Origin of the sequence: Collinsella sp. AF31-11, from assembly GCF_003475605.1 — a bacterium.
Lineage (GTDB): Bacteria > Actinomycetota > Coriobacteriia > Coriobacteriales > Coriobacteriaceae > Collinsella.
Window position 1 is genome coordinate 71,883 of the sequence record NZ_QRQS01000010.1, and the last position, 12,032, is coordinate 83,914.

A 12,032-nucleotide genomic window follows, 5' to 3' on the forward strand; every position below is an offset into this window, starting at 1 on the left:
TGGGGCGGCCCTCGTCACCACAATCGAAAGGATGTCATGGCCGAGGTTTGGCGCTTCTTTGCGCATGAGGATGATTATGCCGATTTGGACGAAGCTGGCGCGAGCGAGCGCTTGGGTCGCGTGCTGTCGTTTCCGACCATCTCGAGCATGGATGCCGAGGCGGTGGACTGGCAGCCCTTCGACGACCTGCGCGCCTATATGCAGCAGGCCTGGCCGCGCGTGTTTGCGGCGGGCGAGGTCGAGCTCATCGGCCATTCGCTGTTGGTGACGCTTGCCGGCTCCGACCCCGCTCTCAAGCCCGTTATGTTCATGGGCCACATGGACGTGGTCCCCGTGGTGCCGGGTACCGAGGCCGACTGGACGCACGCCCCCTTTAGCGGGCACGTGGACGATACCTACATCTGGGGTCGCGGCGCTGTCGACATGAAGGACCAGGTCGCAGGCATTCTCGAGGCGGTTGAGTATGCGCTGGCGCACGGCTGGGAGCACGAGCGCACGCTGCTCCTGGTCTTTGGCCAGGACGAGGAAACTACGCAGTGCGGCGCGGGGGCGATCGGTCGCGTGCTCGAGGAGCGCGGCATTGAGCTTGAGTACCTGATCGATGAGGGCGATTACCGCATCGCTCCGGCTGCCGAGTACAGCGCGGGCGAGGGTTGGCTCATGCACGCCGACTTGGCTGAGAAAGGTTATGCCGACATTGTGCTCAAGACAAAGAGCGCGGGTGGGCATTCTTCCAACCCCTACGGCGGCACGTCACTCGAGGTGCTGAGCCGCGCCATCGCCGCAATTTGCGATATCGAATGGCCGACGCGTGTGACCGACTTGCTTGCCGCCCAGCTCGTCGAGTTGGGGCTCTACACGGCCGATGAAATTGCCGCCAACAAGGACGCCATCGTGCGCGAGTGCCTCGCCAGCAAGAAGCTCTATCCGCTCGTGACCACCACTTGTGCACCGACCCAAATTGAGGGCGGTAGCACCGGTGCTAACGTGATGCCGCAGGATATGTGGGCAAACATTAACTTCCGCATGCTCGAGGGCACGTGCGTGGCCGATGTCGTTGCCCGTTGCCGCGACGCCGTTGCCACGGCGGGTCTTGCCGAGCGCGTGGAGGTCGAACTTGGCCCCGGCAGCTCCGAGCCCTCGCCGTCCCCGCGCATCGGTGGTCCCGGCCTCGAGGCGGTTCGCTCCATCGCCGCCCGCTATTTCCGTGATCCAAAGGGGACGGAGGAAAACGGATCATTCGAGCCAGTGGCAATTGTGCCCTCGACCGTGATTGGCGCGACCGACGCTGCCAACTACCAGCGCATTTGCCCGGAGTGCATTCGCTTCTCGGCCTTTGTGGTCGACGATGACGAGTGCGACCGCGGCGTCCACGGCACCAACGAGCGCATCACCCGTCGCGCCTACCTCCAAGGCATCCGCTTCCTCATCGCCCTGCTCCACACGCTCTAGCATGCGACAAAGGGACTGAGCCGATTTCATCGGTAATGAGACAAAAACTGTCATAGAATAAGACTAAGATATCTTAAGAGACATATGCTGGGGTTGGTATTCCTTGAACGACTGCGGGCATGTGCCAGACTGCCTCGTCCCCCCGGGGGGGGGTGCCCAGGCGGGTCGCCGTGTGACGGGGAGGGAAATTATGCAGGAGCTCAGAGAGGCGACGTCTCTACTCATGAATATGGTTACCCCCGGGGGGGGGGGGGTCCCAGCAGGGAACTTCTTGGTGGACATCGGCCGCGCGAGCGGTGGTCCGTCATGTCTTATGGCCGTCGTCGCGGGCTGCGCCCGGTCTCGCCATATGCGATTGTTCTGGCCCTCGCCGTCGCGCTGACGGCGAGCTTCTTCCTGCCGCTTCGTGCCGAGGCGGCGATCTCCGACCACACGGTTCCGACGACTTCGCCTTCGGGGACAACAATTAACCTGTTTGATTACTGGGTGAATCCGGATAACCATCTGTCGGTTTCCGGCAACGGCGGCATCAACGCAAGCCACCGGTTCCAGTTTAACGATGGCCAGGGTGATGCACCGCTCAACCATTGGACGGGCAACACGAACCCGCAGCCCGGCATTGTCAGCAACACGCTTTCAGACGGCTACCCGCAGCTTTCCGGTACCTATGGCGGCGACTCCCTCCGCTATCTGTTCGATTCCTCTGCCCAGACCGGCAAGACGTCCCATTTTGGCGTGACGGGCCTCCTCAAGGTTCAGGACGGCTACTACGTCTATGACAGCTCCGAAAACTACGCAGCCTACAACGCTGACAAGAATGCCTTCGACGTCTATGACACCTGGGGCATTGACAAAGTGGGCGATTCGTCCCATCGGGGTCAGTTCTTCCCGTTCGATGCGGCAGACAAGGTGTTCAAGGAGGAAAGCGGCCGGCTCGTCCAAAATGGCATCACGGCAGACAACGCCGGTAACCACGTCAACCACCACTTCGGCCTCTCAATGTCCACGCGATTCGTGCAGCCCAACGGCGGCCTGACGAACGATAAGAAGGACATGACCTTCGAGTTCGCCGGCGATGATGACGTCTGGGTGTTCATCGATGATGTCCTCGTGGGTGATATCGGCGGTATTCACAGCCGTGCGAGTCTGAATATCAACTTTCATACGGGCGACATTAAGGTGAACGACAAAAGCGACGGCACGCTGCTGAGCAAGTACCAGGCGGCGAAAAAGGGCACTTCGGGCTTCGACGGCAACACCTTCAAAGACGGCACCAACCACACCCTCAAGTTCTTCTACCTGGAGCGCGGCGCCACCGACTCCAACATGGAGCTCAAGTTCAACCTCGTGACGGTGCCCGAGTCCGACATCATCAAGTTCGACCAGGACGGCAAGTTCGTACAGGGTGCCGAGTTCGCGCTGTACAAAACAGACGGGAAATTTAAAGATACGACCAATAACGAGAACGCGCTTCTCGGATCCGGCACCACGGACGAGGCCGGCCACCAAACGCTCACGAACAAAGTTGACAACGGCGTCATCAACTTCGACGATCTCTACAACAAGGGTCACGACAACAAGTACTACCTCCTGAAGGAGACGTGCGTACCCAAGGGATACCGCTCGAGTCTCGCGGCGACGGGTGGTAGCATGCAGCTCGAGTACGTGCCCGCGAGCGCTGAGAACGGCGCGGGCGGCGTCATCATCAACCGCGGCGGTATGGACGCGGGCAGCGTCGTGTGGAAGACCGGTGCGTTCGCCGCCGCGAAGGTGACCATCACCGCGCCGTCGACCGTGTACAAGGCAAAAAATGACCTGACGAAGTCCGACAAGACCGTCAAGCTAGACTCCGGCATACTGTTCGCTGTGGTGCTCAAGCGCGATAAAAGCGCAGGCACGGGTATCGAAGATCAGAACAATTGGTACGCCGTGTCGGGCGATCCATCGACGGGAGCGGGATACACCCTCGCCAAGGAGCCGAGCAAAGCCGGCGCTATCGAGGCGGCGAGGAAGGACCTGCACGCCTTCACGCTCAACACGAGCGGCCAGTACCAGGTAGAGATTCAAAATCTGCCCGGCGACATCTCCAAGTACTACTACCTGCTGAGCGGTAATGACCGCAAGGATGCCGAGTACACGGTGGCCATCTACCACACAACGGCGAGCTCGATCGGCGACGCGACGCCCGAGAACACCGTCCACGTGTACAGCGACGACATCGCAGACGGCACGAACTTCAAGCGACAGTTCGCCACGCGCTTGCTCGTCACGAACATCCAGAACCGCCTGTTCGTGCAGAAGACCGATACCGAGGGCAACCCCGTAGACGGCGCGAAGTTCGGCTTGTACACGGACGGTCAGGTGACAGCAGACGCGAACGGCAAAGTCGTGCTCAACGGCGACCAGATCCCCTACGACACCTTGACGACGGGGCAGGTCAGCAACCCGATCCAGCTCGAAGGGGCGGGCATATTCCCGTGTACGAGCGACGGCAACAAGCCGCTCGTGAAGGGCGCCTACTTCCTAAAGGAGGTCTCGGCGCCCAAGGGCTTCCTGCTTAACGACACGCTCACCAAGGTGATTGTGGACGATTACGGCGTCCATGCCGATGCTGGTACGGCCGATGACGGCGTCTCGACGTTCGTGGGGCCGGGCACGCTTATGAAGAGTCTGGGCCAGTTTGGCGCAGAGGGCGACATCGACAACACACTCACGTGGATCAAGGGTATGCGGCAGACATCGGATGGCGTGACCGATGGCGGTAATCTTTCGTGGAGCGATGTCGATTCCGCCGGTGCCGGCGACACGGTACACCTCAAGTACGGCGCCAACGGACGTATCTACCAGTATGGGCCCACCAAGGCGGGCGAACCCTACCGCCTGGAGACCGAGACGGGCTGGATACGTATGGGCATCACGCAGGATGAACCTGGTGTCACTAATGCGAAGGGCGCCCGCGCCGATCTGGGCGACATGAACCTGAATGCCCTGTTCACGGGCACCACCTGCGTGCGCGTGGCGAACGAACGCGAGGCGAGCCTCGAGGTGACGAAGAAGGTTGACGTGCCCGATGGCCTGACGGGCAATAAGGACGCGAAGTTCACCTTCAAGTTCACCGTGCCCACGACGGCGGGGAAGACGTACAAGGCCGCAGTGTTTGAGAACGCGGGGGCCGCAAGCGAGAAGCAGGTCGGCGATATGTTCGACCTCGAGAACGGCCGCGAGCAGACCATCACGGCCGGCCAGACGATCCGCGTGTACGGTCTCGACGAGCACGACGCCTACACGGTGCAGGAGCTGACCGGTACGGACAAGATGCCGGCCGGCTTCACGCTGACCAAGCGCGAGCAGGGCGGCAACGCCCTGAGCGGCGAGGGCGACAGCATCTTCGGCACGATCGCAAAGCAGAACGCCGACGGCACGGTGGCCGCCGCCAACAAGCTGGTATTCACGAACACCTACAGCGTAAAGCCGCCGGTGACGCTCACCAATGCGTTCTGGGCGCAGAAGGTGCTCCGGGGCCGTGACTGGAAGGATGGCGATAGCTTCAAGATTTACCTGCGCGCGGACAGGGGCACGCCGATGCCCGCCGGTGCCAAGGATGCGCCCGTGAGTGGTATGAAGCAGGTTGTGAAGACCGTCAAGAACGGGGACACGTTCGACTTCGGCAATATTGAGTACGCCAAGCCCGGCACCTACACCTATCTCATTGCCGAGGCCACGCCGTCTCAAAACGACGCTGACTGGTTGCCCGGGTTCGGGTATTCGAGCGCTACCTACCGTGTCACGGTGACGGTGAGGGATAACGGCGACGGCACGCTGTCGCAGCCGGCAGTCAAGATGGAGCAGACCTACACCGACGACGGTATGAGCCAAAAGGACAACCCGATCGAGGTCGCTGACAAAATCGCCAAGATCACGAACACCTATAACACCGATGAGAAGACCATCTCCTTCAACGTGCAGAAGACGTATGCCGACCAGTCCGGTGCAAATCCGCTTGTGAAGGATAAGTTCACGTTCCAGCTCGAGGCACTCGGCGGGATGAAGAATGATGCCGTGCCGAGTGGAGCCATCGATTTCGGCAAGCTCGCCACCTCCTACAGCGTCGGTGCCAGCAAGGTCCCCATGCCTAAGGGGTGCACGTCCACCACGACCACGGCGAAGAACGATGACGGCGGTATCGCTGCGTTCCCGCAGATCACCTATACGATGGAGAGCGAGAACCTCACCTACGTGTACAAGGTGACCGAGGTCAAGGATTCCGATACATCGACGTCCAGTGGCATGGGCTACGACGATACGGTGTACTACGTGCTGGTGAAGAACCAGCAGGTTGATAACGAGTCTGGGACGGGTGAGTGCCTGTCCTCCACGGTCACGTATTGGAAGGCCGACGGCACGCAGCTGACGGACGCCAACGGATACATCCCGTTCAAGAACACCTACACGGTGACCCAGGCGACGTCGGCGCCGGTTAACGTGCAAAAGACGTTCACCGGGCGCGCGTGGGAGACGAGCGATGCGTTCGACTTCACCCTGACGCCGGCGGATGATGCGACGAGGGACGCGGTTAAAAACAAGGTCGTTACCCAGAGGAAGGCTACCGACTCCGATGAGACCGGCGATCTGACGACTAAGGTTGAGATCGCAGGCGCCGGTGACGCGACGCGTTCTGCAACCTTCGGTGCGGGCGACCTGGTGTTCACCAAGTCGGGCACGTATACGTTCAATGTGAACGAGACGAAGCCGACCGACGCGGATAAGACTGGTATTGCGTATGGCGGCCATACGTCCACGGTGACGTACACAGTGACCGATATCGAGAACGGCAAGCACACCGGTAAGCTGACCGCGTCGGTTGCGTACGACAACAAGCAGGCGACGACGGATGCCGACTGGCAGGTGACGGACGCCGCCGCGTTCACCAACATCTATGCGGCATCGGGCGCTTACGCGGGCATCAACGTGACGAAAACCATGGTTGGCCAGCCGCTGGAGAACGGCGCGTTCCCGTTCGCGATCGAGGCGATGACGTACGGCGGCGTGACGGCGCCGGTTCCGGCCGATGGCGACGGGGCGTTTACGAACACAAAAGGCAAGGCCAATAAAGACGGCTCACAGACCGCCACGATGTCTGGCAAGCTCTCCTCGCTGAAGTTCACGCAACTGAGCTACAACAAGACGTACGTGTACAAGGTGACCGAGCGTCATGGGGCCGACGGTAATGGCTGCACGTTCGACACCGCGTACCCCGGCGATGCCTACGTGCTCATTGCGGTGAAGCCGAATCCGGACAACAAAGGCCAGCTCTACACCGAGACGACCATCGTGAAGGGCCCGGGCGTGACGGCGCTCGTTGGCGAGGGCGACAACGTTGATGCGCTGACGGCTGATGCTGTTTCGAAGCTTGACACCAAGACCAACTATGTGCAGACGGTCTCGAGCCTGAAGTCCGATGACGGCAAGCCCACGGTTCCGTTTAAGAACGAGTACAAGGTTGATCCGGTTAATTACAGCGCGAAAGCCGGCTTGCAGATCAAGAAGACATTCAACGGCACGGCTGGCGCCAGCAGTAGATTCAGCTTTACGGTGGCTCCGCTTGACGCAACGGCGTTCGCGCAGGACGGTACGGAGTTCACGATGACGACGGCCGCGCAGGCCGCCGCGAAGCTCGGTATTGACGGCAACTCGAAGACTTTCGAAACTCCCGAGATGAAGCCCGGGGATACCAAGACCGTGAGCCTGCTGCCCACGGATGCCCTGAAGTTCACGCAAGATGATGTCAACAACGCGCACGGCGGCAATGTCTATCGGTACAAGGTTGTTGAGGACGTGCCGTCGGCCATTCCCGCTGGCTACACCTATGACAAGACCGAGTACACAGTGAAGATCGAGGTGCTCGACAATCATAATGGCACGATCGGTGTGGTGTCGACGCTGTACGCACCTGATCCGAGTAAACCGGGCGAGGAGAAAGTCGTCGCTTCTAAGGCGATCAATGCGGCCTCAACACCGGAAGACTCCACGCTAACCATTCCGTTCGAGAACAGCTACAAGACGACTGCCAGCGATAAGCTGGCCCCGCAGGTGACGAAGAAGATCTCCGGTGTTGAGAGCACGGAGAAGGCGTTCTCGTTCACGCTGACCGCCACGCCGGAGACGCAGAAGCAGATCGATGACGGTGCCCTCACAGTCTCGGATGCTCTGGCGAGCAATGAGCATGCTGAGTCAAAGGTCACGAGTGGCAAGATCATCAAGGACAAGGGCCAGACGGTCGACTTCTCGAATATGGCGTTCAACAAGGCGGGCGAGTACACGTTCACGCTCACCGAGGTGCACAACGCTGATGATGATCCCGCGGCGGACGGCGTGCAGAACGCCGGCTGGACGATGGACGATTCCACCTACACCGTCACGGTGAAGGTTGAGGACAAGAATGCCAAGCTGACTGTCACAGGCGTGACGGTAGAGAAGGGCGGCGATGACAAGAGCGAGACGCTTGAGGTCAAGAACGGCAAGGTGAACCTCGCCACCTTCAACAACACCTACGACGCAAAGGGTTCCGTAACCCTGGCGGCGAAGAAGCACTTTACAGGCGGCACCCTTGAGAACCAGCAGTTCTCATTCCAGGTGAAGGAGGGCAATAAGGTTGTCGCCGAAGAAAAGAACGATGCCAATGGCAACATCACCTTCCCGGCCATTTATTACACCGAGGCCGGTGAGCACGACTACACCATCAAGGAGGTCGAAGGCGCCGACCCGACTATCGTTTACGATGGCAAGACGGTGAAAGTGCACGTTAGCGTCACCGATAACAAGAACGGCACGCTGAGCGCGGCCGCCACCTACGACGGCGAGAAGGCCGTGCCGACCTTCACCAACTCGAAGCCGACGGCCGACGCCACTATCGAGGCGACGAAGATCCTCAAGGGCAAGGACCTGACGGCTGGTGCGTTCACTTTCGGCCTATATCAAGGCGACACGACTACGGTTGATCCCATCCAGACTGTCCAGAACGACAAGGACGGCAAGATTAAGCTCATCCTCACCGGTCTGACCATAGGCGAGTACGACTACACGCTCAAGGAGGTCGCTGACAGCGATTCGACCATCACCTACGATTCCACGGCGGTGAAGGTCCACGTCTCGGTGAAGGCGGACGGTGACAAGGCAAAGGCGACTGTCACCTATGACGACAAGAATGATGCCCCGACCTTCACTAACAAGTATCAGCCTGCCGAGACCTTGGCTACACTCACGGCGAAGAAATCGTACGTGAAGTCCGACAACACGCAGGCCACGCTCAAGGGCGGCGAGTTCACCTTCGACTTGTACGAGGGTGATCTGACGGCTGAGCAGCTGAAGGGCAAGCAGCCCATCCAGACCGCTAAGAACGGCGAGGACGGCACCGTTACCTTCCCGGCCATCAACTACACCAAGGCCGGCGAGTACAAATACACTATCGTGGAGCAGAAGGGCGACCTGTCCCACGTGGTCTACGACGATGCGGTTCACCACGCCGTGGTGAAGGTCGTGGACAACGCCGGCCAGTTGGAGGCGAGCGTCACCTACGATGACGGCAAGACGGTCGCCCCCACCTTCACGAACACCTACACCGCAAAGGGATCCGTGGAGCTGACGGCGACCAAGATCGTTGCGGTCGCGCCGGGCTTCACGCACGACACCAAGCTGAAGGGCGGCGAATACACGTTCGAGCTGAAGGACGCCGACGGCAAGGTGCTCGGCACCACGACGAACAAGGCCGATGGCACGGTGAAGTTCACGCGCAAGTTCACGCTCTCCAACCTGGGCGGCGCTGCGAGCAAGGACTTCACCTACACCATCGCGGAGAAGCCGGGCACGGAGCCGGGCATGGTCTACGACGCCCATCCACTCATCTATAAAGTAACGGTCAAGGACGACGGGACGGGCACGCTGAACGCGAAGGCGGTCGTGACGAGCACATCCGGCTTGGAGACCTTCACCAACACCTACCAGCCGGCCGGGACCGTCCTGGCCCTGGGCGCGCAGAAGAGCTACGTGAAGAAGGATGACGGCACGCCGATCGCGCTCAAGCGCGGCGAATTCACCTTCGATGTGTACGAGGGCAACCTGACGGCTGAGCAGCTGAAGGGCAAGCAGCCCATTCAGACCGCGACCAACGGCGCGAACGGAAGCGTTAACTTCGGCGCCTTCTCCTACGCGAAGCCGGGCACGCACGAGTACACCATCGTGGAGCGGAAGGGCGACCTGGCCTACGTGACCTACGACGACGCGGTGCACCATGCCGTAGTGACGGTTGCGGATAACGCCGGCACGCTGCAGGCGAGCGTTGCCTACGACGGCAAGGACGCCACGAAGCCCACCTTCACCAACACCTACCAGGCGCAGGCGACGGTCTCCGGCGCGATCGCCCTCACCAAGAGCGTTGACGTGCACGGCGGCAGCTACCAGATGAAGGCGGGAGACTTCGCGTTCGAGCTGGTGGGGCCCGACGGCAAGGTGCTTCAGACCCAGAAGAACGACGCCGACGGCAAGGTTGCCTTCGACGAGCTGACCTTCGACCAAGCGGGCACCTTTATCTACACGGTCCGCGAGGTGCAGCCGACGGACGACGCGCCGGGCGTGCCGGGCGTGACCTACACCGGCAAGACGTACACCCTGACCTACGTGGTGAAGGACAACAACGACGGCAAGCTGGTGGTAGAGAGCTCCACGGTGAAGTCGAGCGACCCCAACGAGAACGGCGTCACCCCCAACACCATGGCGTTTACGAACAGCTACCAGCCGGGCGCGATCTCCTACCAGATCTCTGGCAACAAGGTGCTTGAGAATGCCGACCCGGCCACCATGCGGACGCCCGCCGATGGCGAGTTCACGTTCGCGCTGATTGACGTGGCCACCGGGCAGGAGATCGACCGGACCACGAACGTGGGTAACGCGTTTACCTTCAAGGCCATCTCGTACACCGCGACTGGTTCGCATGCGTACCAGGTGAAGGAGGTTGCGGGCCAAGATGGCACCATCACTTACAGCGATGCGGTGTTGGATGTGACGGTGAGTGCGACCGACGACGGCAGCGGCCAGCTGACCGCGACGGCGAACAAGACGGCCGCGGATCTGACCTTCACCAACACCTACACGCCGACGGCAACGACGGCGACGATTACCGGAACGAAGGCCCTGACCGGCCGCGACCTGGCCGAGGGTGAGTTCTCCTTCGACCTGAAGGACGCCGACGGTAACGTGGTGCAGACGGTGCAGAACGGCGCCGACGGCACGTTCGGCTTCGCGCCGCTGCAGCTGGATAAGGTGGGGACGTACGTCTACACCGTGTCCGAGCGGGCAGGGGCGACGGCGAACGGCGTCACCTACGACACGACGGTCTTTACCGCGACGGTGACGGTGACGGAGAATGCGGAGACGCACGCGCTGGAGACGCAGGTTGCCTACAGCAAGGGCGGCAAGGCTGCGGATGCGGTGGCATTCAGCAACAGCTACGCGCCGGCCGCGACTGAGGTGAAGCTGGGGGCCTCCAAGGTGCTGAGCGGCGAGGACCTGAAGGAAGGGCAGTTCTCCTTCCAGCTGAAGGATGCCGACGGCAAGGTGCTGCAGACCGCAAAGAACGCGGCGGACGGCACGGTGGGCTTCGAGGCGATCTCGTACGACAAGCCCGGAACGTACGCCTACAGCATCTCCGAGGTGGACGACGGTCAGAAGAACGTGACGTACGACGCGGCCGAGCACCGGGTAACGGTGACGGTGACGGACGACGGTGCGGGCCATCTGGTGGCGACGGTAACCTATGACGGCGCCGTGGCGCCGGTGTTCAAGAACACGTACACGCCGCCGACCACCCCGCCGACGGAGCCGCCCGCCAATCCGCCGAGCAAGTCACCGGTGCCGAAGGAGGAGAAGCCGGGTCTGCCGTATACGGGCGATACCAGCTTGTCGCCGATGGCCCTGGGTGGCATCGCGGGCGGCGCGGTGGTGCTGATCGCCGCAGGCGTTATCCTGCGGCGCCGGAACCGGTAGCTACGGCGGCCGAGAAGGGCTTTGATTGAGGGCGGGTGGTCGCAGGGCGCGGCCGCTCGCCCTTTTTGGTGAAAGGCTATGTTAACCCGCCGTTTGCACGTCCGGCTCCAGATGGAACTCGTACTCCGGCTCCATCATCTTCTTCCGGATCTTTTCGTAGCGCCCGTCGTCGAGCTGCTCGCGCATGAGCGACGTCCTGTCCCCGACGCGTGCGGCCTCGCGCAGCCATCTGAACCACATCAGGCAGCTGTGGAGCCTGCGGGTCGATACGCCCTTGAACCTCTCGAGGAAGTGGCCGAGCGAACCCTGCGCTTCAGCATCCTCTGGACCGTGTCCCGCTCGTACCCGGTTGAGCCTGCCGTGGGTCCTCGGGACCGCCCTCGCGGCGCCCTTCCCGCCCTTTCCGGACATGGCGTCCTCCGATCTCCCGGGGCCGGCCGATCCGGCCCTCAGGGTATCGGATTCCCAAATTTATCCGTATATGTGCGGATGAATGCGGGAGGCATTCGGATGAAGTTGTATTCAAGGAAAGAGACTGACCC

General features: G+C 61.4%; 3 protein-coding genes. 2 read left to right on the plus strand and 1 reads right to left on the minus strand.

Annotated features, from left to right (window positions below; genetic code table 11):
* Positions 1-36 precede the first annotated feature (36 nt).
* Together DWZ22_RS07680 and DWZ22_RS07685 are read left to right on the plus strand one after the other, a co-directional pair.
* A complete protein-coding gene (locus DWZ22_RS07680; protein ID WP_118405829.1) occupies positions 37-1,452 on the plus strand; it encodes a M20/M25/M40 family metallo-hydrolase in 1,416 nt (471 codons plus the stop codon).
* Positions 1,453-1,758: 306 nt separating this feature from the next.
* Positions 1,759-11,490: a Spy0128 family protein gene (locus tag DWZ22_RS07685; RefSeq protein WP_158573315.1), complete on the plus strand. Its 9,732-nt coding sequence runs from the start codon at positions 1,759-1,761 to the stop codon at positions 11,488-11,490.
* Positions 11,491-11,571: 81 nt separating this feature from the next.
* Here the strand turns inward: DWZ22_RS07685 and DWZ22_RS07690 are convergent, their stop codons facing one another.
* Positions 11,572-11,901: a hypothetical protein gene (locus DWZ22_RS07690; RefSeq protein WP_117793865.1), complete on the minus strand. Its 330-nt coding sequence runs from the start codon at positions 11,899-11,901 to the stop codon at positions 11,572-11,574.
* Positions 11,902-12,032: the final 131 nt, after the last annotated feature.

Bases quoted from the DNA above. Each gene is read 5' to 3' on its own strand.
- DWZ22_RS07680 (WP_118405829.1), top strand. From the start codon at position 37: ATGGCCGAGGTTTGGCGCTTCTTTGCGCATGAGGATGATTATGCCGAT.
- DWZ22_RS07685 (WP_158573315.1), top strand. From the start codon at position 1,759: ATGTCTTATGGCCGTCGTCGCGGGCTGCGCCCGGTCTCGCCATATGCG.
- DWZ22_RS07690 (WP_117793865.1), bottom strand. From the start codon at position 11,901: ATGTCCGGAAAGGGCGGGAAGGGCGCCGCGAGGGCGGTCCCGAGGACC.